This is a genomic window from Micromonospora sp. NPDC048930, from assembly GCF_043197935.1.
Classification (GTDB): Bacteria; Actinomycetota; Actinomycetes; order Mycobacteriales; family Micromonosporaceae; genus Micromonospora.
Map to the genome: position 1 here is coordinate 26706 of NZ_JBICUB010000015.1, position 21717 is coordinate 48422.

Here is a 21717-nt window from a genome sequence, read left to right on the forward strand (position 1 = left end):
GAGTCTTGCGGAGGAGAAGACCGGTGACCTACATCATCGCCGAGCCCTGCGTGGACGTGCTCGACAAGGCATGCATCGAGGAGTGCCCGGTCGACTGCATCTACGAGGGCAACCGGATGCTCTACATCCACCCCGACGAGTGCGTCGACTGCGGTGCCTGTGAGCCGGTCTGCCCGGTCGAGGCGATCTTCTACGAGGACGACGTCCCGGAGCAGTGGAAGGACTACACCGGGGCGAACTACGAGTTCTTCGAGGACCTGGGCTCGCCCGGCGGCGCCTCCAAGATCGGCAAGGTGGAGAAGGACGCGTCGTTCGTGGCCGCCCAGCCGCCGCGCGGAGAGGGCCACTGAACCGGCCCGCGCCGGTCTCGTCGCGGCTGCCCGACTTCACCTGGGACACCCTGGACGCCGCGGCCGCGACGGCCGCGGCGCACCCGGACGGTCTGATCAACCTCTCGATGGGCACGCCGGTCGACCCGGTGCCCCCGGTGATCCGGCAGGCGCTGGCCGACGCGTCGAACGCCCCGGGCTACCCGCTGACCGCGGGCACCCCCGCGCTGCGGGACGCCATCGCGGCCTGGGTGGCCCGGGCCTGCGGCGCGGGCGTCGACGGGCTCGGGGTGCTGCCCACGATCGGCTCCAAGGAACTGGTCGCCTGGCTGCCCACGCTGCTCGGCATCGGCCCCGGTGACGTCGTCGTGGTGCCGTCCATCGCCTACCCGACCTACGAGGACGGGGTCCGGCTGGTCGGCGCCACCACGGTGCGCACCGACTCGCTGACCGCGCTCGGGCCGACCCCCCGGGTGCGGCTCGTCTGGGTCAACTCGCCCGGCAACCCGACCGGCCGGGTGCTGCCCGCCGCCCACCTGCGCAAGGTGGTCGACTGGGCCCGCGAGCGCGGCGCGGTGGTCGCCAGCGACGAGTGCTACCTGCCGCTGGGCTGGGACGCCGAGCCGGTCTCCATCCTGTCGCCCGAGGTCTGCGGCGGGTCGTACGAGGGCGTGCTGGCCGTGCACTCGCTCTCCAAGCGCTCCAACCTGGCCGGCTACCGGGCCGGCTTCGTCGCCGGTGACCCGGCGCTGGTGGCCGAGCTGCTCAAGATCCGTAAGCACGCCGGCATGATCGTGCCCGCCCCGGTGCAGGCCGCGATGGTCGCCGCGCTGGGCGACCAGGCACACGCCGACGAGCAGCGGGAGCGCTACCGGGCCCGGCGCGAGCAGTTGTACGCCGCCTTCACCGGCGCCGGCTTCACCGTCGAGCACTCGGAGGCCGGGCTCTACCTCTGGATGACCCGGGACGAGGACTGCTGGGACACCGTCCACTGGCTGGCCGAGCGGGGCATCCTGGTCGCCGCCGGCGTCTTCTACGGTCCGGCCGGCGCCCGGCACGTGCGGGTGGCCCTGACCGAGTCCGACGAGCACGTCGCCGCGGTGGCCGACCGGCTGCGCGAGCGCTGACCCGACGAGCGAGGTGCGTGATGCGCGGCAGGCCCGGCGCCAACCTCCGGGCCGCGGTCGTCGGCACCGGCCTGATCGGCGGCTCCGTCCTGCTCCGGCTGCAGGAGTGGGGCGCGGACGTGACCGGCTGGGACCCGGACCGGTCGACCCGCGCGCAGGGGCGTGACCGGGGGCTCCGCTTCCCCGACGAGCTGACCGACGCGGTACGCGACCGGGACGTCGTCTTCCTCTGCGGGCCGCTGCCCACCCTCCCGGAGACGCTGTTGACCGTGGCCAAGTCGGCCGGGGACGGTTGCGTGGTCACCGACGTCGGGAGCACCAAGGGCGGGGTGACCGCGTTCGCCGTCGAGCAGGGGCTGATCGGGCAGTTCGTGCCCGGCCACCCGATGGCCGGTACCGACCGGGCCGGCCTCGCCGCGGCCGATCCGGCGCTCTTCGACGGCGCCGCCTGGGTGCTCTGCCCGACGGCCGACGGGCTGGCCCGGTTCCGGTTCCTGGCCGCGCTGCTGGCCGAGGTGTTCCGGGCCCGGGTGGTCCCGATGACGGTGGAGGCGCACGACTCGGTGGTGGCGCTCGCCTCCCACGTGCCGCACCTGCTGGCCGGCAGCCTGGCCGGCGCGGTCGCCCGGTCCCCGGTGCGGGACGCCGTGCTGGGGCTGGCCGCCGGCAGCTTCCGCGACGGCACCCGGGTGGCCGGCACGCCGGCCCGGCGTACCGCCGACATGCTGCTCAACAACCGGGCCGAGGTGCTCCGCCAACTGGCCGAGGTACGGGCGTACCTCGACGAGCTGACCGCCGCGCTGGCCGCCGGGGACCCCGCCGCCCTGGTCGCCGGCTACGAGCGGGCCCGGGCGGCGCGGCTGGCGCTGGCCGGGCGGGTGCTGGAGCCGGGCCGGCGCGAGTTCCCGGCGGACGGGGAGGCCGAGGAGGAGCTGGTCTACCTGCTGGAACTGGGCGCGGCCGGGGGACACCTCACCGGCTGCCGCGTCGAGGCCGGCACCGTGACCTACACCGTGCACGTGCCGGGGGCCGCCCCACTAGGGTGAGGGCATGGTGGACGCACCGGTCGTGGCGGTACGCGGCGAGGCGTACCGGGAGGTGACTCCCGAGCTGGCCCGGTTCACGGTGACCGCGACCGCCCGGGACCGCGACCGGGAGACCACGCTGGCCAGGCTGGCCGAGCGGGCGGCCGCCGTCCGGGTGCTGCTGGACGGGGCGGAGCCGGCCGTGACGCGGCGGGAGACCGGCCAGCTCCGGGTCTGGCCGGAGACCAGACGGTCCGGCGAGCGGGTGGTGGCCTACCACGGCAGCGTCAGCACCACGGTGACCGTCGACAACTTCACCACGCTCGGCGAGCTGATGCTCCGCCTGGCCGACCAGGAGCAGGTCGAGGTGGCCGGCCCGTGGTGGTCGCTGCGGCCGGAGAGCCCCGCGTACCGGGAGGCGCGGCACGCCGCCATCGCGGACGCGCTGGCCCGGGCCCGGGAGTACGCGGAAGCGCTCGGCGCGCGGGTGACCGCCTTGCTGGAGCTGGCCGACACCGGTCCGTCCGCCGCCCCGCCGATGGTGGCCCGGGCGGCGTTCGCCAAGGGCGGGCCCGGTGGCGCGCCGCCCGAACTGGAACTGGACCCGCAGCCGCAGCCCGTGCAGGCGGCGGTCGAGGCCCGCTTCACCATCAGCGAGCCGGTGCTCGGCTGATGCCGCCGGCCCGGGTGCTCCCCCTCGACGACCTGGTGGCCCGGGCGCGCGCCCTCGCCGACGCCGGGCCGCGCCAGTTGCTCGGCATCGCCGGCGCGCCCGGCGCGGGCAAGTCGACCCTGGCCGAGCGGATCGTCGCCGAGGTCGGGCCGCTCGCCCGGCTGGTGCCGATGGACGGCTTCCACCTGGCCCAGTCGGAGCTGGTCCGGCTCGGCCGGGACGGGCGCAAGGGTGCGCCGGACACGTTCGACGTCAACGGCTTCGTCTCCACCCTGCGCCGGTTGCGCCGGCTGGAACCGTACTCGGTCTGGGCGCCGGTGTTCCGCCGTGACCTGGAGGATCCGGTCGCGGGGGCGATCGAGGTGCCGCCCGAGGTCCGGCTGGTGGTGACCGAGGGCAACTACCTCCTGCTGCGCGACGACCCGTGGGAGGAGGTCCGGACGCTGCTGCACGAGGCCTGGTTCCTGGACCTCGACGCCGAGCTGCGGGTGCGCCGGCTGACCGCCCGGCACGAGGCGTACGGGAAGACCCCGGAGCAGGCCCGGGCCTGGGCGCTGGGCAGCGACGAGGCGAACGCGACCCTGGTCGCGGGCACCGCCGGGCACGCCGACCTGGTGGTCCGGCTAACCGACCCCCTGCCGGGGTGACGGGACGGCCCGGCGCAGCAGCCGGGCCACCACGGCCCGCTCGCGGGCGAACTCCAGCGCCTCGGGGTAGTTGCTGTGGTTGCGGATCGGCGGGTCGGCGACCTCGCCCTCGGTGGGGTGCAGGGCCTCCGGGTCGGCGACCGGCACGTCCCGTTCCCCGGCGCTGACCTGCCAGCCCAGCGGGTCGGTGTCGCGCCAGAAGTTGGTCCAGGCGACGTACCCCGTGGACCAGGACATCGCCCGGGCGAGGGTGCGCAGCCGGTCCGGACCGAAGTACGCGGGGAAGACCCGGCCGTAGAGGCGGGTGAGCTGGCAGCCGTACGAGAAGAACCAGATCCGCCGACGCCAGTGCCGGGGCAGTTGGAGCAGCGTGGCGGCGCAGATGACGGTGCCCTGGCTGTGCCCGGACAGGATCACGCCGTCCATCCGGTTGGGGTGGTGCGGGGTGAGCGCGAGCAGGCCCGCCACCCGGGTCTGGAGTTCCGGCACGGCCCGTTCGGCGTAGCTCGGCGGGGCGAGCGGGTGCGCGGCCCGGGGCCAGAACGTGCCCACGTCCCAGATCACGCCGACCGACCGCCGTACGGTGTCGTTGCGGTAGACCAGCAGGCCGAGCGCGCTGACCACGACCGGCAGCCAGCCCAGCATCCGGTCGCCGAGGTCGGCGATCCGATGGATGACCACCTGCCAGCCGACGAGGGACTGCGGACCGGGTCGGCCGTGGGCGAGCGCCGCCGCGCAGCAGAGCGTCACCAGCACCAGGGAGACCCCGGCGTACCAGCCGACCAGTCGGATCGCGTGCTCGCCGACGAGCCGGTGCAGTGCCCGGAACGTGCTGACGTCGCGGCAGCGGCGCAGGTCGTGCGCGGAGAGGCCGTCGGACGCGGCGAGCGTGGCGTACTCGGCGCGGCGCAGCGACCGGAAGCGGAAGCCGGCCCGGACCAGGAGGCCGAGGAGGGCGAGCAGCCCGACCACGCAGGCCAGGCCCGCCCAGAACACCGCGAGCGGGGGTACCACCCGGGAGGACTCGCTCGGGACGGCCCGGCTGTCCAGCTGGTCGCTGGACCAGTAGAGCAGGCCGGCGCAGTAGGCGATGGCCATCATCCAGCCGAACCCGGCGATCAGTGCGGGGGCCCGGCCGCCCCAGGCGAGGTCGGTGTGCGGCGCGAGCGGCTGCTCGGCCACCTCGGGCCGGATCCGCGGCAGCAGCAGTCCGGTGGCGGCGACGACGATGGCCGGCACGACCAGCATCCAGACGTCCAGCCTGCCGGGTGCGGGCGGTAGGCCCGGCAGTCCCCGCTCGATCCAGACGACGCCGAGCGGCAGCAGGGCGCTGCCGGCCACCGGGGCGACCAGCGCCCGCCGGCCGGAGCGGTTCACCGCGCCGATCGCGATCAGCAGCAGCACCTGGTACGTGGCGAGCCAGGCGACGGCGGTGTCGTAACCGGGCAGCGACCGGTCGGTCCGGCAGCCGGTGATGGTCGGGTCGCGGACGCAGCCGACCGGCGGACGGAACTCGGTCAGGGGCCGCCCGGCGGGCCCGTCGGGCAGCAGCAGGAGTACGAAGGTGCCGACCAGCCCGAGGCCGGCGAGGAGCGCCACGGTGGCGCTCCACCGGCCGAGCGGGGTGGCCCCCCGCCGCCGGGTCAGCCAGGGCCGGCCCAGCGCCACCACGGCGATCGCCACGACGGCCGCGAGCAGGACGACGGTGGCCCAGGCGACCCCGGCCCGTACCCCGCGCGGCGGGTCCATGATGATCACCGCGGCGACCGGGACCGCGGCGGCGACCACCGCGCCGGTGCAGAGGTGCAGCACGGCGGCGCGGCGCAACTGCCCCTCGCCGCACCAGAAGGTCGGGTCCTGGAGCGGGTTCTCCCACGGGTCGGGCCGTTCCGCCGCCGGCTCGGCTGCCGGCTCCGCGTCGCGCCCCGCCGCCCGGGTACGGGGTTCGGCGGGCATCTCTGCCTCGTACTGGTAGGTACGCCAGGCGAGCCCACCGAGCGCCAGCAGCATGAGCAGGGGCAGCAGCAGGCCGACGGTGAGCGCCCGGGTGTCCTGGCGCCACCAGCTGTTGCCCAGCCACTCCCAGGGGCCGGGCAGGTGCCGGAGGCAGTCCTGGCCGACGCACTGCCAGCCGATCAGGTCCACGCCCACGCCGGTCATCGTGATCACCAGGGTGCCGGTGAGGCTCAGGCAGAACAGCCGGATGAGCCACGCGGTGGTGCCGGAGCGGCTGCCCCAGCGTTCGTGGTCCGGGGCGGGCGGGATGCCGCCGCGGGCGAAGAGCGCCACGTTGGCGAGGGTGAACGGCAGCAGCAGCGTCCACAGGGCCCGCTCGACGTCCCGCGCGGTCCGCGCGCCCGAGGTCAGCTGCCCCCAGCTGTACGCCTCGACGGTGATCGGGTCGTCGCGTCCGGCCGTGGTGGACCGGTAGAAGCCGGTCACCGCGCCGCCGGCGACGAGCCAGGGCTGTGGCCCGTCGCCCCCGGGGGCGGGGTGCAGACCGAGCAGTTGGTCGGGCGGGGTGTTCGACACCCCGTGCACCCGCAGTTCGAGCACCCGTTCCACCATGTGCGCTCCCTGGGTGAGCCGTTCACTACCCAGAGTGCACCGTCTGGTGCAGATCCGCACCCCCGGCGAACCGCTGTTTTAGCAGCTCAGCCGGCTTGCTCCAGGGTTCGCACCGGTCGGGCGGGGTTACCGAGCGCCACCACATTGGGCGGCAGGTCCCGGGTGACCACGGCGCCGGCGCCGACCACCGTGTTCTCGCCGATGGTGACCCCGGCCAGCACGATCACCCCGCCGCCGAGCCAGACGTTGTCGCCGATGGTGATCGGCTTCGCGGCCTCCCACTTGGCCCTGCGGGCCTCGGGCTCGACCGGGTGGGTGGCGGTGAGGAGCTGGACGTTGGGACCTATCTGGACGTCGGCACCGATGGTGATCCGGGCGACGTCGAGGAAGACCGCGTTGAAGTTGACGAAGGTGCGCGGCCCGATGTGCGTCTGCCAGCCGTAGTCGCAGTGGAACGGCGGGCGGACCCAGGCGCCCTCGCCGACCGAGCCGAGCAGCTCGCGGAGCGCGGCGAGCCGTCCCTCGGGGTCGTCGGCGGCGCTGGCGTTGAACCGCTCGGTGAGTCGGGCCGCCCGGTCCAGATCGGCGATGATCTCGGGGTCGTCCGCTATGTAGAACTCGCCGGCGAGCATGCGGTCCTTCATGGAGGTCACCGCCAAATCATGCCCCGGCTCGGCCGGGAATCTGTCGGCTCGGTGACTTCCGCTTGCATACCCGGTATGCAATTCTGACGCTATGCATCGATGTGTTCCCCATCGATGAAGACGTCTCCGAAGGAGGAAAGGTTGCTCCGAAAGAGAAGGAAACTTGCCAGCCTCGGCCTCGTCGGCACCCTCGTGCTCGGCGCGCCCACGGCGGCCGCCGCCGGCCCCGCCGTCACGCCCACCGGCTCGACCGCCGACCGGCCCGGCTCGGCGACGAACGCTCGTCCGGTCACCGTCACCCTGCTCACCGGCGACCGAGTCACCGTCAGTACCGGCGGCAGGGCCGCCGTACGGCCCGCGCCGGGTCGGGACGGGATCCAGTTCCTGGTCGGCCGGGACCGTGGCCACCTCACCGTGGTGCCGCGGGACGTGCTGCCGCTGATCCGCTCCGGCCGGGTCGACCGGCGGCTCTTCGACGTCACCGAGCTGGTCTCGTCCGGCTACGACGATGCCCGGCGGGAAACGCTTCCGCTGCTGGTGTCGTACCCGAAGGGAAGGCCCCGAAGCGCCGCCCCGGTCGCCGGCACCCGGTTGATCCGCGACCTGCCGGCCATCCGCGGCGCGGCGCTCACCGCGGCCAAGGCCGACGCCGGCGCGGTCTGGCGGACGCTGACGGCCGGACGGTCCGGCGCCCGGGTCGACGCGGCGGGGGGCGTCGACCGGATCTGGCTCGACGGCCGGCGGAAGGTCACCCTGGACCACAGCGTGCCGCAGATCGGCGCGCCGGCCGCCTACGCCGCGGGCTACACCGGGAAGGGCGTCACCGTCGCCGTGCTCGACACCGGCGTCGACGTCACCCACCCCGACCTGGCCGGCCGGGTCGCCGACTCGCGCAACTTCAGTGAGATGCCCGACGCCGACGACATGGTCGGGCACGGCACCCACGTGGCCTCCATCATCGCCGGCAGCGGTGCGGCCTCCGGCGGGAAGTACCGGGGCGTGGCCCCGGACGCCACCCTGCTCAACGGCAAGGTCTGCGAGGAGTTCGGCTGCTCCGACTCGGCCATCCTGGCCGGCATGGAGTGGGCCGCCGTGGAAAAGAAGGCCGACGTGGTCAACCTGAGCCTCGGCGGCTGGGACACCCCGGAGATCGACCCGATCGAGCAGGCCGTGCAGACGCTGACCGCGCAGACCGGCACCCTCTTCGTCATCGCGGCGGGCAACGACGGCGCGGACGGCTCGGTCGGCTCGCCCGCCACGGCCGACGCCGCCCTCGCGGTCGGCGCGGTGGACCGCGACGACGCGCTGGCGGAGTTCTCCAGCCGTGGCCCACGGGTCGGCGACGACGCGCTGAAGCCGGACATCACCGCGCCCGGCGTGGACATCGTCGCCGCCCGGGCCGCGCACGGCCAGATCGGCGACCCGGTGGGGGAGAAGTACGTCTCCCTCTCCGGCACCTCGATGGCCACCCCGCACGTGGTCGGCGCGGCGGCGCTCCTCGCCCAACAGCATCCCGGCTGGGCGGCCGGGCAGCTCAAGGCGACCCTGATGGCCTCGGCGAAGCCGCACCCCGACCAGACGGCGTACCAGCAGGGTGCCGGGCGGGTCGACGTGGCGCACGCCATCACCGAGACGGTGACGAGCGAGCCGGCGAGCGTGTCGTTCGGGCGGGCGGTCTGGCCGCACGACGACGACGCCACCGTCGACCGGACGGTCACCTACCGCAACGCCGGCACGGCCGCGCTGACCCTGGACCTCACCACCGAGGTCACCGGGCCCGGCGGGCGTCCCGCGCCGGACGGCATGTTCCGGCTCAGCGCCACCCGGGTCACCGTCGCGGCCGGCGGCACCGCGCAGGTCACCGTCACGGCGGACACCCGCCTCGGCGGGGTGGACGGTTACTGGACCGGCCGGATCGTGGCCCGCTCCGGCGCCACCGTCGCGGTCACCCCGGTGGCCGTGAACCGGGAGGTGGAGAGTTACACGCTGACCGTCAGCCACCGGAACCGGGACGGCGCGGCGACCGGCGACTACTCCACCATCCTGGCCGGCCTGGACGGCTTCCGGATCGTCGACGTCTACGACGCCGACGGCGAGGCCCAGGTGCGCGTCCCCAAGGGCGTGTACGGGCTGAACAGCATCATCTTCGAGAGCGACGCGCAGGGCGAGCCGGCCGGCGCCAGCATGCTGGCCCAGCCGCTCGTGACGGTCGACCGTGATCTGCGGATCACCGTGGACGCCCGGACCGCGAAGCCCGTCCGGGTCACCGTGCCGCGGCGTGACGCCACCCCGGCGCTGGTCGATCTCTCGGCGAACTGGTTCACCGCGGATGGCGGCGGCTACGGCTTCAGCCTGCTGTCGTTCGACTTCACCGGCCTGACCAGCGCCCAGGTCGGCGGCTCGACGTCGGCGGACCGGTTCGTCGGCGCGGTCGGCACCCAGTGGGCCGACCTGACGGTGACCTCCAGCCCCTACCTGTACGCGACCAGCGAGGCGCTGCCCGGCCGGTTCCCGACCGGCTACGTCCGGCACTACCGGCAGGGCGACCTGGCCACGGTGGTGCACCGGTTCCACGGTGGCCAGGCGGGCCAGGAGGCGGAACGGATCGTCTTCCCCGTCTCCGCGTACAACATCGGCGGCTGGGCCATCGGCCTGCCGACCACGGTCCCCGGCCAGCGGGTCGAGCACTACAGCACCGCCGGGATGCGCTGGAGCACGGAACTCGACCTCGGCACCCGGGCCGAGGAGGGCTGGCTGAACCCGCAGGCCGCGCTCTTCGCGGACGCGGTCCGCTACCGACCGGGCCGGACGGTCCGGGAGGACTGGAACGCGGCGCCGTACGGGCCGTCCTTCCCCGCACCCCGCCGGGCGGGGCAGGGCATCACCCGCAACGGCGACGCGATCACGGTCGACCTCCCGCTGTTCAGCGACGCCGCCGGGCACGCGGGCGGGTCGCTCACCGACGCCGAACGGACCGCGCTCTACCGCGACGGCGAGCTGGTCGGGGAGTCCCCGTACGGCGGGTACGGCGAGTTCGAGGTCCCGCCGGGCGCGGCGAACTACCGGGTGGAGGCCTCCGCCACCCGCGGCTTCACCGACCTGAGCACCCAGGTCTCGGCCAGCTGGACCTTCCGGTCCCGGCACGTGACCGGGGACGACTGGCTCCGGCTGCCGGCCATGGCGGTCCGCTTCGCGCCGCGGCTGGCGGTGGACAACAGCGCCCCGGCCGGGCGGACCTTCACCATCCCGGTGACGGTCGAACGGCAGCCCGGCGCGCCGGCCGCCACAGTCGCCAAGCTCACCGTCGACGTCTCGTACGACGGCGGCAAGACCTGGCGGAAGGCGGAGCTGCACCGGCAGGGCACCGGCTGGGCAGCCGTGGTCCGGCACCCCGCCGGCCCCGGGTACGTCTCGCTGCGGGCCACCGCCCGGGACAGCGCCGGCAACACGGTGACCCAGCGAATCATCCAGGCGTACCGCCTGCGGTAGTGGCTCGTCCGGGCCCGCGGTCTCCCTGCCACGGGCCCGGACGGCGGACGGGCCGGGGCGTCCCGCCCCGGCCCGGTCCGCGTCAGTCGTTGGCGTGCAGCGCCGCGTTCAGCTCGATGCCCTTGCCGGTACGCGGCTTCGCCTCCAGCGCGCCGGTCACCGAGTTGCGCCAGAAGAGCAAGCCGTCCACGCCGGAGAGCTCGCGGGCCTTGACCACCCGGCCGTCCGGCAGGCTGATCTTGGAGGCGGCGGTGATGTAGCAGCCGGCCTCCACCACGCAGTCGTCGCCCAGGCTGATGCCCACGCCCGCGTTCGCGCCGATCAGGCTCCGCTCGCCGATCCGCACCTTCTCGGTGCCGCCGCCGGAGAGGGTGCCCATGATGGACGCGCCGCCGCCGATGTCGGAGCCGTCGCCGACCACCACGCCCTGCACGATCCGCCCCTCGACCATCGAGGTGCCCAGCGTGCCGGCGTTGAAGTTGACGAATCCCTCGTGCATGACGGTGGTGCCGGCGGCCAGGTGCGCGCCGAGCCGGACCCGGTCCGCGTCGGCGATCCGCACGCCGGAGGGGACCACGTAGTCGGTCATCCGGGGGAACTTGTCGACCCCGTACACGGCCAGGTGGCGGCCGGCGGCGCGCTCGATGACGCGCAGCTCGTCCACCCGCTCCGGCGGGCACGGCCCGGCCGAGGTCCAGGCCACGTTGGCCAGCTTGCCGAAGATGCCGTCGAGGTTGAGCTCGTTGGGCCGGACCAGCCGGTGAGAGAGCAGGTGCAACCGGAGGTACGCGTCGGCGGCGTCCTTGATCGGGTCGTCCAGCGAGCCGATCACGGTGACCACCTGGACCGTACGCAGGCCGGGCAGCGCCCGCTCGCCGACCGCGCCGGGCGGCAGGTCGAGCACGTCGGCCTGGTCCTCCCCGGGGACCAGCGGCAGCTCGCCGAGTCCCAGCTTGCCGGTCGGGTACCAGGTGTCGAGCACCTGGTCGTCAGCGGTGATCGTGGCCAGGCCGATGCCCCAGGCAGACTGTGCGGTAGTCACGATTTTGACGGTACCGTGCCACCCATGCAGAACCCGCTGACCCCCGAGGTCTTGGCTGATCCGGTGGCGCTCACGCGCGCGCTGGTCGACATAGAGTCCGTCTCGCTGAACGAGAAGGCGATCGCCGACTGTGTCGAAGAGGTGCTGCGGGGTGTGCCGCACCTGACGACGTTCCGGCACTCCAACACGGTGATGGCGCGTACCGACCTGGGGCGGGCGCAGCGGGTGGTGCTCGCCGGCCACCTGGACACCGTCCCGCTGAACGACAACTTCCCGTCGACCATGCGCGGCGACCTGATGTACGGCTGCGGCACCTCGGACATGAAGTCGGGGGTGGCCTTCGCGCTGCACCTGGCGGTGACCCTGCCCGAGCCGCGCTACGACGTCACGTACTTCTTCTACGAGGCCGAGGAGATCGAGTCGAAGTACAACGGACTCACCCTCGTCGCCGAGGCCCATCCGGAGTGGCTCCAGGGCGACTTCGCGGTGCTGCTGGAACCGACGTACGGGATCGTCGAGGCCGGCTGCCAGGGCACCATGCGGGCGATCGTCACCACGCACGGCGAGCGGGCCCACGCGGCCCGGTCCTGGCACGGGGTGAACGCCATCCACGGCGCCGGCGAGGTGCTGCGGCGGCTGACCGCGTACGAGGCGCGCCGGGTGACCATCGAGGGCTGCGACTACCGCGAGGGCCTGAACGCGGTGCGGATCACCGGCGGGGTGGCCGGAAACGTCATCCCGGACCGCTGCGAAATCGAGATCAACTACCGGTACGCCCCGGACCGCGACCCGGCGGCGGCCGAGGCGCACCTGCGCGAGGTGTTCGCCGGCTTCGATCTGGCGGTCACCGACGCGGCCGCCGGCGCGGTACCGGGGCTGGACAACCCGCCGGCGCAGGAGTTCCTGGCGGCCGTGGGCGCGGCGCCGATCGGCAAGCTGGGCTGGACGGACGTGGCCCGGTTCGCGGCCATGGGCATCCCGGCGCTGAACTTCGGCCCCGGCGACCCGAACCTGGCCCACCACAAGGACGAGCACGTCGAGCTGACCAAGATCCGGGACGGCGCGGCCACCCTGCACCGCTGGCTCGCCTCGGCCTGACCCCGGATACGCGATCGGGGGGCCGGCGTCGGTGACGCGGACCCCCCGAGGTCGTGCCGGCGGACCGTCAGACGGCCGTGCCCAGCGGGGCGTCCGCCTCGGTGGACTCGCCGGTCAGGTCGGTGTGGTGGGCTTCCATCATGCGGGCACGGCGGCGCTCGGCCACCACGTCACGGATCCGCCGCTGCATCTGCCGGCGGATCCGGATCATCTCGGTGTGGCTGATCAACGCTTGCTCCTCCCCCGAAGGCAACGCGCCGGGGCATACCCCGTATGTGAATAGTAAGACGTACGGGCGACCGAATTAGTTGCCCAAGATCACGAAGAATTTCGCCGGACGGCTGGCCTCCGCACCCGGCCGTCCCACCTCCACTACGGTGGCTGCATGAGCCAGAGCGACGGGCGGCCGCCCGGCCGCGGACCGGGCGGGGAGCGGCACCGGGGTGCCGTCACGCTGCGCAACCGGGCCATCCCCAGCAGCACGGCGGACCAGCGGCTGCTGGACTCCCGGGCCAGGGGCGACTGGAAGACCAGGGACGCCTGGCGGGCGCTGCGCATCCTGTCGGAGTTCGTCGAGGGTTTCGACACCCTGGCCGACCTGCCGCCCGCGGTCAGCGTCTTCGGCTCGGCCCGGAGCAAGCCGGACAGCCCGGAGTGCCAGCTGGCCGAGGAACTGGGTGGCGTGCTGGCCCGGGCCGGCTACGCGGTGATCACCGGCGGTGGGCCGGGCGTGATGGAGGCGGCCAACCGGGGCGCCAGCGAGGCGGGCGGGCTCTCCGTCGGGCTCGGCATCGAGCTGCCGTTCGAGCAGGGCCTGAACGACTGGGTCGACCTGGCGATCGACTTCCGCTACTTCTTCGCCCGCAAGACCATGTTCGTCAAGTACGCCCAGGCGTTCGTGGTGCTGCCCGGCGGCTTCGGCACGATGGACGAACTCTTCGAGGCGCTGACCCTGGTGCAGACCGGCAAGGTCACCCGGTTCCCGGTGGTGCTGATGGGCGTCGACTACTGGCGCGGGCTGCTCGACTGGCTGCGGGACGCGATGGCCGCCGAGGGCAAGATCGGCCCCACCGACCTGGAGCTGATCTGCCTCACCGACGACGTCGAGGAGGCGGTCCGGCACATCGTGGAGGCCGAGGCGGTGCTCTCCGCCGAGCAGGAGGCGGTGCGCGAGGAGGCGGTCGCCCGGGTCGCCGCCGACCAGCGGGCCGCCGCCGACGCCGGTCCCGAGGGCCCCGGAGCCCGGCGGGTCGGGGAGCGCTGAGACGTGGCCGCGATCTGCGTGTTCTGCGCGTCCTCCCGTACCCTCGACCAGCGCTGGCTGGACCTGGCGTCCGAGACCGGCGCGGAGCTGGCCCGGCGCGGGCACACCCTGGTCAGCGGCGGCGGCTGCGTCGGCATGATGGGTGCGGTGGCGGACGGGGCGCGGGCCGCCGGCGGGTACACCTTCGGGGTGATCCCGCAGGCGCTGGTCGACCTGGAGGTCGCCGACCTGGCCGCGGACGAGTTGCTGGTCACCGACGGGATGGCCAGCCGCAAGACCCTGATGATCGAGAAGTCGGACGGGTTCGTCGCCCTGCCCGGCGGGCTCGGCACCCTCGACGAGCTGTTCGAGGTGTGGACCACCGCCACGCTGGCCCTGCACGACAAGCCGATGGTGCTGGTCGACGCCGACGGCTTCTACCGCCCCCTGCTCGACTGGCTGCACACCCTCGCCGACCGCAACTTCCTCAAGCCGGCCGGCCTCGACCTCCTCCTGGTCGCCGACACCGTCCCGGCCGCCCTCGACCTCCTCGACGCCCAGCTCACCTGACCGTCATCCGCATGGTGGACGTGAGCTGGCGCGCTTCGGGGACAGCGCGTGGTTCCGGGTGTCGTACCGGCGTGGTGGGATGTCGGTGATGCAGGCGTACCGGTTGGTGCGTCGGCCCGGCGGGGCGGGGACGGGGGTCGCCCACTCCGGCGGGGCGGGGCAGGGGGGTGGTCGGTCCGAGGGGCCGGCCGGTGCGGAGCCGCGATCCGGGGGGTCGGCGGGCGATGCCGCGCGCCCACCACGCCTGCCCGATCCGGTGCAGGCCGAGGTCGTCGCGCACACCGACGGGCCGATGCTGGTCGTCGGCGGCCCGGGCACCGGCAAGACCAGCACGCTGGTCGAGGCGGTCGCTGCCCGGGTGGCCGAGGGCGTCGACCCGGAACACATCCTGGTGCTCACCTTCGGCCGGCGCGGTGCCACCGACCTGCGCCGCCGGATCGAGGCGCGGATCGCCGACGCCGACCATCCTCAGCAGAGCGGGCGGGCGGCGAGCAGCCCGCCGGCGGCGAGCGGCAGCGCGACCCGCCCCGTCCGGGTGGTCCGCGAGCCGCTGGTGCGCACCTTCCCGGCGTACGCCTTCGGCCTGCTCCGCCGGGCCGCGGCCGAGCGGGGCGAGCCGTCGCCGCGGCTGCTCACCGGTCCCGAACAGGACCTGATCATCCGCGAGCTGCTGGACGTGGTCGGCGAGGAGCCGGGCGACGACCCGGTCGGCTGGCCGGAGGACCTGCGCCCCGCGCTGCGTACCCGGGCCTTCGCCCAGCAGCTGCGCGACCTGCTGATGCGCGCCGCCGAGCGGGGCGTCGGCCCGGTCGAGCTGGCCCGGCTGGGGGAGAAGCTGGGCCGCGCCGACTGGCCGGCCGCCGCCCGCTTCCTCCGGGAGTACGTCGCCGTCCTCGCCCTGCGCGACGTCAGCAACCGGGGCTCGATCGCGTACGACCCGGCCGAACTGGTCCGGGCCGCCACCGGCATGCTGCTCGACGACCCCGAGCTGCTGGCGGCCGAGCGCCGCCGGCTGGCCCACGTCTACGTGGACGAGCTCGCCGACACCGACCCCGCCCAGCTCGACCTGCTCGCCGTCCTGGCCGGCGGGGGCAAGTCCCTGGTCGCCTTCGCCGACCCGGACTCCTCCACGTACGCCTTCCGCGGCGCCGACCCGGCCGGCGTGACCACCTTCCCGCACCGGTTCCGTACCGCCTCCGGGGCGCCGGCCGCCCAGGTGGTGCTGACGACCTCGTACCGGGCCGGGCCGGAGCTGCTGGCGGCGACCGCCCGGCTGGCCCGGCGGCTACGCGGCCCGGCGGCGCACCGCCGGCTGCGCCCGCTGCCCGACGCCCCACCCGGCGCCGTCGAGGTACGCACCTTCCGCTCGGCCACCAGCGAGTCCGCGTGGCTGGCCCACGCCCTGCGCGAGGCGCACCTGCTCGACGGCGTGCCCTGGTCGCGGATGGCGGTGCTGGTCCGCTCCACCGGCCGGCAGCTGCCGTCGCTGCAACGCGCCCTGCACACCGCCGGCGTGCCGACCGTGGTGCACGGCGAGGACCTGCCGCTGCACCTCCAGCCCGGGGTGGCCCCGCTGCTGCTCCTGCTCCGCTGCGCCCTCGAACCCGACCGGCTGGACGAGGAGGCGGCCGTCGCCCTGCTGCACTCGCCGCTGGGCGGCGCCGACCCGCTCGCCGAACGCCGGCTGCGCCAGGGGCTCCGGGCGCTGGCGCTGGCCGCCGGCGACCGCCGCCCCTCCGGCGAGCTGATCGTCGAGGCGCTGCGCGACCCGGCCGAGCTGGCCACCGTCCAGCGGCGCTGGGCGGCCCCCGCCCAGGCGGTGGCCCGCCTGCTGGAGACCGCCCGGCAGGCCGCCGCCAACCCGGGCGCGACCGCAGAGGACGTGCTCTGGGCGGTGTGGCGGGAGAGCGGCCTGGCCGAGCGCTGGGCCGGGGCGATCACCCGGGGCCGGGCGGCCACCGGCGAGCACGAGACCGCGCAGCGCTGGCGGGCCGAGGCCGCCGACCGGGACCTCGACGCGGTGCTGGTGCTCTTCGACGCGGCGGCCCGGTTCACCGACCGGCTGCCCGGCGCGCGTACCGAGGTCTTCCTCGACCACGTGCTCGGCCAGGACCTGCCCGCCGACACCCTCGCCGCCAGCGCCGACCGGGGCGAGGCGGTCCGCCTGCTCACCGCGCACGCCGCGAAGGGCCTGGAATGGGACCTGGTCGCGGTGGCCGGGGTGCAGGAGGGCGTCTGGCCCGACCTGCGGTTGCGCGGCAGCCTGCTCGGCTCGGAGCGGCTGGTCGACGTGCTCGCCGGCCGGGCCGACGGCACCGCCGTCCGGGCCAGCCTGGTCGGGCAGACCTCGGCGCTGCTCGACGAGGAGCGCCGGCTGTTCCACGTCGCGGTGAGCCGGGCCCGACGCCGGCTGCTGGTCACTGCGGTCGCCTCCGCGGCGGTCGGCGGCGACGACCACGAGGAGCAGCCCAGCCGCTTCCTGCACGAACTGGCCGCCACCGAGCCGCCCGCGACCGGCGGGGGCGGCGGGGCGGTCCCGGCCCCGACACCGACCGGCCCCGCCGTCGGCCGGCCGGACGACGGGCCGGTGCCGGTCGTCGACGATCCGCCGGACAGCGGGCCGGTCGTCCTCCCGGTCACCCTGCCGCCGCGCGGGCTCACCCTCTCCGCGCTGGTGGCGGAGCTGCGTACCGCGGTCACCGACCCGGCCGTGCCGGTGACCCGGCGGCGCGCGGCGGCGGCCGAGCTGGCCCGGCTGGCCGCCGCCGGGGTGCCCGGCGCGCACCCGGACGACTGGTGGGGGCTGCGCGGCCTCTCCGACGACCGGCCGCTGGTCGACGAGGGCGAGCCGGTGAAGGTCACCCCGTCGGCCATGGAGAGCGCGTTGCGGTGCAGCCTGCGCTGGCTGCTGGAACGGCACGGCGGCAGCGCCCCGGCCAGCGCCGCGCAGGGCGTCGGCAACCTGGTGCACGCCGCCGCGATGCTGGCCGAGGACGCCAGCGTGGACCGGACCACGCTGCTGGAGTACGTGGCCGCCCGGTTCGACGCGATCGAGCTGGCCGCCCGCTGGATGGTCGGTCCGGAACGGCAACGCGCCGAGGCCATGGTGGACAAGCTGCTCCGCTGGCTGGCCGGGAACCCGCGCCGGCTGCTCGCCATCGAGCACGAGTTCGCCGTGCGGCTGGACGACCCGGCCCGGCCGATCGAGCTGACCGGCCGGGTGGACCGGCTGGAGGTCGACGCCGACGGCCGGCTCGTGGTGATCGACCTGAAGACCGGCAAGTCCACCGCGGTCACCGAGCGGGAGGTCGCCGAGCACCCGCAGCTCGGGGCGTACCAGGCGGCGGTGGAGGCGGGGGCGTTCGCCGAGTTCGGCGACGAGTCCGGGGGCGCCGCGCTGGTGCAGCTGGGCACCGGGGCGAAGGACGCCAAGGAGCAGGCCCAGGCCGCGGCCGGGGAGGGGCCCGAGGCCGGTTGGGCCACCGCGCTGGTCCGGCGTACCGCGGATACCATGGCCGCCGCCACCTTCGCGGCGGTCGCCAACTCGAAGTGCCGGGTCTGCCCGGTCCGGACGAGCTGTCCGGTGTCCGGGCAGGGCCGCCAGGTGGTCGAGCCGCCGACGGAGAACCCGTGACGACCCAGCCGACCCTCTTCAGCGCCAGCGCCACGCCGACCCCCCGCACCGCCGACGCCGGACCTCGCTACACCCCGGTGGAGCTGGCGAAGCTGCTGCGGCTGCCGGCTCCCACCCGGGAGCAGGCGGCGATCATCGCGGCTCCGGTCGAGCCGCTGCTGGTGGTCGCGGGCGCCGGGTCCGGCAAGACCGAGACCATGGCCGCCCGGGTGGTCTGGCTGGTCGCCAACCAGTACGTCCGGCCCGAGCAGGTCCTCGGCCTCACCTTCACCCGCAAGGCCGCCGGCGAGCTGGCCCACCGGGTGCGTACCCGGCTCGACCAGCTCATCCGTCGGCTCGGCCGCCCGCGCCTGGACCCGCACGACGACCCCCTCGCGGGCGAGCCCACCGTCTCCACCTACCACTCGTACGCCGGGCGGATCGTCACCGAGCACGGCCTGCGCGCCGGGTACGAGCCGACCACCCGGCTGCTCACCGAGGCGTCCCGCTGGCAGCTCGTCGACCTGCTGGTACGCAACTACGACGGCGACATGTCCGAGGTGGACCGGATGCCGTCCACCATCACCGACGCGGTGCTGGCCCTCGCCGGGGAGCTGGACGAGCACCTGGTCGACCCGGACGACCTGGCGGCCTGGACCGGTCGCTTCTACGCCGACGTGCAGTCCCGCCCCGGCCGGGTCTACGCGGACGTGAAGAGGGCGCTCCGGCTCCAGCAGACCCGGCTGAAGCTGCTGCCCCTGGTCCGGGCGTACGCCCGGCGCAAGGACGACTTCGAGGCGATGGACTTCGCCGACCAGCTCGCCCGGGCCGCCCGGGTGGCCCGGGACCATCCCGGCGTCGGGGTGATCGAGCGGGACCGGTTCCGGGTGGTGCTGCTCGACGAGTACCAGGACACCAGCCACGCCCAGGTGGTGCTGCTCAACGCGCTCTTCGGCGGAGGTCACCCGGTCACCGCCGTCGGCGACCCCTGCCAGTCCATCTACGGCTGGCGGGGCGCCAGCGCCGGCACGCTGGACCGGTTCCCCGCCGAGTTCGCCCGCGCCGACGGGACCCCCGCCCAGGTGCTCAGCCTCACCACCAGCTGGCGCAACCGGCCGGAGATCCTCGGCGTCGCCAACGCGCTCTCGGTGCCGCTGCGGGCGGCCGGCGCCCGGGTGCCCGAGCTGCACGCCGCGCTCAGCGTCCGCGAGCCGATCCCGCACCGCAGCCCGCGCGGCCGGGCCGCCGGCACCGTGCACTGCGCGCTCCTCGAGACGTACGCCGACGAGGCGGACTGGATCGCGGACAGCGTGCTGGCCGCCTGGCGGGGCGCGGCCGGCATGCCCGGCGCGCTGCCCGAACACATCCCGGTGCCGCAGCGCCCCACCACCGCCGTGCTGGTCCGGCTGCGCAGCCAGATCCCCGCGATCGAGTCCGCGCTGCGCGCCCGGGGCCTGCCGGTCGAGGTGGTCGGGCTCGGCGGCCTGCTGGACACGCCGGAGGTCCGGGACGTGGTCTGCACGCTGCGGGTGCTCGCCGACCCGACCGACGGGGCCGCCCTGCTGCGGCTGCTCACCGGGGCGCGGTGGCGGATCGGGCCGCGTGACCTGGTCGCCCTGCACCGGCGGGCGAAGGCCATCGCCCGGGCCCGCCGGGAGCTGGCCGGCGAGGACGGGCCGGAGATCACCGTGGACGCGCTGGACGAGGCGACGCTGGTCGAGGCGCTGGCCGACCTGGGCCCGGCGCAGGCGTACTCGGCGGAGGGGTACGCCCGGCTGCGCGCGTACGGGATGGAGCTGGCGCTGCTGCGCTACCGGCTCGACCAGTCCCTGCCCGAGCTGATCGCGGACATCGAGCGGACCATCGGCCTGGACGTGGAGGTGGCGGTCCGGGCCGGCCGGGACGGCACGGGCGACGCCGGCCTGGCCCGGGGCCACCTGGACGCGCTGGGCGACGTGGCGGCCCGGTTCAGCGGCGAGACGCCCGGCGCCACCCTCGCCGGGTTCCTCGCCTACCTGGCCGCCGCCGAGGACGAGGAGCGCGGCCTCACCCCCGGCGAGGTCGAGGTGGTGGAAGGCGCGGTGCAGATCCTCACCGCGCACGCCGCCAAGGGGCTGGAGTGGGACGTGGTGGCGGTCGCCGGGCTGACCCGGGGCGTCTGGCCGGGGCCGGTCCGCAACTCTGACCACTGGCTGGGCGGGCTGGGCGTGCTGCCTTTCCCGCTGCGCGGCGACGCCGACGGGTTGCCCGAGCTGGAGCTGGCCGGGGCCGAGGACCAGCGCGGGGTGGCCCGGGCGGTGGAGGACTTCACCGACGCCTGGCGGGCCCACGACGAGCGGGAGGAGCGCCGGCTCGCGTACGTGGCGGTGACCCGGCCCCGGCGGCTGCTGCTCTGCTCCGGCTACTGGTGGGGGGAGGGGACGAAGAAGTTCCGCGGCCCCTCGGTGTTCCTGCGCGAGGTGCACGACGCCTGCCTGGACGGCGCCGACGGGCACCTGGTCGACGAGTGGGCGCCCGAGCCGGCCGGGGACGCGGTCAACCCGACCACCGAGCAGGTGCTCCGGGCCGAGTGGCCGGCGGACCCGCTCGGCGCCCGCCGCCCGGCCCTGGCCGAGGCCGCCGCCCTGGTCCGCCGCTACCTCGCCGACCCCGACGCGGGCCGCCGCGAGGAGGCCGTCCTCGCCGCCGGCGCGGCGGCCGTCGACGCCGCCGGGGGCGGTGGCCCGGACCAGGCCCGGGCGGACGCGGACGATCCCGAGGTGGCGCGCTGGCGGCGGGAGGCCGACCTGCTCCTGGCCGAGCGGGCCGAACTGCTGCGCGGGGCGGAGGCGGTCGACGTCGAGCTGCCCGGGCACCTCTCGGTGACCCAGCTGGTGGCGCTGCGCCGTGACCCGGAGTCCCTGGCCCGGGCGCTGCGCCGGCCGATGCCCAGCGAGCCCAACCCGTACGCCCGCCGGGGCACCGCCTTCCATACCTGGCTGGAGCAGCGGTTCGGCGCCGACCGGCTGCTCGACGTGGACGAACTGCCCGGCGCGGCCGACGACGACGCCGCCCCGGACGAGGCGCTCACCGAACTCCAGGAGCGCTTCCTGGCCAGCGAGTGGGCCGACCGGGTGCCGGTGGAGGTGGAGGTGCCCTTCGCCACGGTGATCGCCGGCGTGGTGGTGCGCGGCCGGATGGACGCCGTCTTCCCCCGCCCCGGCGGCCGGTACGACGTGGTCGACTGGAAGACCGGCCGGCAGCCCACCGGGCGGGAGGCCGACGCGGCGGCGGTGCAGCTCGCCGTCTACCGGCTGGCCTGGGCCGAACTGGCCGGCGTGCCGGTAGAGCGGGTGGGGGCCGCCTTCCACTACGTCCGGGACGGGGTCACCGTCCGTCCGGCCGACCTGCTCGACGCCGACGGGCTGACCGAGCTGGTCGCCGGCGTGCCGGAATTTCCGGCGTAGGTCCCGGCGTTGGACAGTTCGTGCTAGGTTAGGCGCGTTGCAGTTTTGGTTTCCAGAGACTCTGTGTGCGCCTGGCGGATTGTGGCCCCAGGCGCGCTTTGTTGTGTCCGGAGTTCTCCGGGCGGGGCGACCAGCAGCGACAGGTGCGCCGCGCACCTCCGCGCGACGCACTCAATTTCGGCCCGCAACAGGTGCGGGTCCGA

Annotated in this window: 15 protein-coding genes; 11 read left to right on the forward strand and 4 right to left on the reverse strand. The window is 75.1% G+C overall.

Annotated elements, in window-relative coordinates; all coding sequences use genetic code 11:
- Positions 1-23: 23 nt before the first annotated feature.
- The 5 genes from fdxA to ACGFI9_RS29800 are packed head-to-tail and all read left to right on the forward strand — an operon-like array spanning position 24 to position 3801.
- Positions 24-350: a ferredoxin gene (gene fdxA / locus ACGFI9_RS29780; protein WP_089005361.1), complete on the forward strand. Its 327-nt coding sequence runs from the start codon at positions 24-26 to the stop codon at positions 348-350.
- Positions 347-1456, forward strand: coding sequence for a succinyldiaminopimelate transaminase (gene dapC, locus ACGFI9_RS29785; RefSeq protein ID WP_393183366.1), 1110 nt, complete (start codon positions 347-349; stop codon positions 1454-1456). Before fdxA ends, dapC begins: the two co-directional genes overlap by 4 nt.
- 20 nt (positions 1457-1476) lie before the next feature.
- A complete protein-coding gene (locus ACGFI9_RS29790; RefSeq protein WP_393183161.1) occupies positions 1477-2502 on the forward strand; it encodes a prephenate dehydrogenase in 1026 nt (341 codons plus the stop codon).
- 4 nt (positions 2503-2506) lie between these two features.
- Positions 2507-3154: an SIMPL domain-containing protein gene (locus ACGFI9_RS29795; RefSeq protein WP_393183163.1), complete on the forward strand. Its 648-nt coding sequence runs from the start codon at positions 2507-2509 to the stop codon at positions 3152-3154.
- Positions 3154-3801: a nucleoside/nucleotide kinase family protein gene (locus ACGFI9_RS29800; RefSeq protein ID WP_393183165.1), complete on the forward strand. Its 648-nt coding sequence runs from the start codon at positions 3154-3156 to the stop codon at positions 3799-3801. Before ACGFI9_RS29795 ends, ACGFI9_RS29800 begins: the two co-directional genes overlap by 1 nt.
- Here ACGFI9_RS29800 and ACGFI9_RS29805 read toward each other — a convergent pair.
- Both ACGFI9_RS29805 and ACGFI9_RS29810 read right to left on the reverse strand, forming a co-directional pair.
- Entirely contained in the window at positions 3778-6369 is a 2592-nt protein-coding gene (locus ACGFI9_RS29805) for a hypothetical protein (protein ID WP_393183167.1), read from the reverse strand. The genes ACGFI9_RS29800 and ACGFI9_RS29805 overlap by 24 nt on opposite strands.
- Before the next feature lie 86 nt (positions 6370-6455).
- Positions 6456-7022 carry a sugar O-acetyltransferase gene (locus ACGFI9_RS29810; RefSeq protein ID WP_393183169.1) on the reverse strand — a complete coding sequence of 189 codons (567 nt, stop codon included), beginning with the start codon at positions 7020-7022 and terminating at the stop codon, positions 6456-6458.
- Positions 7023-7127: 105 nt separating this feature from the next.
- On the opposite strand from ACGFI9_RS29810, the gene ACGFI9_RS29815 reads away from it, so the two are divergent.
- Positions 7128-10502: a S8 family serine peptidase gene (locus ACGFI9_RS29815; RefSeq protein ID WP_393183171.1), complete on the forward strand. Its 3375-nt coding sequence runs from the start codon at positions 7128-7130 to the stop codon at positions 10500-10502.
- 82 nt (positions 10503-10584) lie between these two features.
- On the opposite strand, the gene dapD is transcribed toward ACGFI9_RS29815, so the two are convergent.
- Positions 10585-11544, reverse strand: coding sequence for a 2,3,4,5-tetrahydropyridine-2,6-dicarboxylate N-succinyltransferase (gene dapD, locus ACGFI9_RS29820; protein WP_393183173.1), 960 nt, complete (start codon positions 11542-11544; stop codon positions 10585-10587).
- A 24-nt stretch (positions 11545-11568) separates the two neighbouring features.
- Here dapD and dapE point away from each other — a divergent pair, with 24 nt between their 5' ends.
- Positions 11569-12642, forward strand: coding sequence for a succinyl-diaminopimelate desuccinylase (gene dapE / locus ACGFI9_RS29825; RefSeq protein ID WP_393183175.1), 1074 nt, complete (start codon positions 11569-11571; stop codon positions 12640-12642).
- Positions 12643-12709: 67 nt separating this feature from the next.
- Here the strand turns inward: dapE and ACGFI9_RS29830 are convergent, their stop codons facing one another.
- The gene (locus ACGFI9_RS29830) at positions 12710-12871 is read right to left on the reverse strand and encodes a hypothetical protein (RefSeq protein ID WP_393183177.1); all 162 of its coding nucleotides are present in this window, start codon (positions 12869-12871) and stop codon (positions 12710-12712) included.
- 156 nt (positions 12872-13027) lie between these two features.
- Here ACGFI9_RS29830 and ACGFI9_RS29835 point away from each other — a divergent pair, with 156 nt between their 5' ends.
- The 4 genes from ACGFI9_RS29835 (at position 13028) to ACGFI9_RS29850 (ending at position 21514) form a co-directional block, all read left to right on the forward strand.
- Positions 13028-13906 (forward strand): TIGR00730 family Rossman fold protein, encoded by an 879-nt coding sequence (locus ACGFI9_RS29835; RefSeq protein ID WP_393183179.1) that lies wholly within the window; start codon positions 13028-13030, stop codon positions 13904-13906.
- Positions 13907-13909: 3 nt separating this feature from the next.
- On the forward strand, positions 13910-14455 hold the full coding sequence (locus ACGFI9_RS29840) for a TIGR00730 family Rossman fold protein (protein ID WP_393183181.1): 546 nt from the start codon (positions 13910-13912) through the stop codon (positions 14453-14455).
- An 88-nt stretch (positions 14456-14543) separates the two neighbouring features.
- Positions 14544-18089, forward strand: coding sequence for an ATP-dependent helicase (locus ACGFI9_RS29845; RefSeq protein ID WP_393183368.1), 3546 nt, complete (start codon positions 14544-14546; stop codon positions 18087-18089).
- Positions 18086-21514 carry an ATP-dependent helicase gene (locus ACGFI9_RS29850; protein ID WP_393183183.1) on the forward strand — a complete coding sequence of 1143 codons (3429 nt, stop codon included), beginning with the start codon at positions 18086-18088 and terminating at the stop codon, positions 21512-21514. The genes ACGFI9_RS29845 and ACGFI9_RS29850 overlap by 4 nt, the downstream gene beginning before the upstream one ends.
- Positions 21515-21717 lie beyond the last annotated feature (203 nt).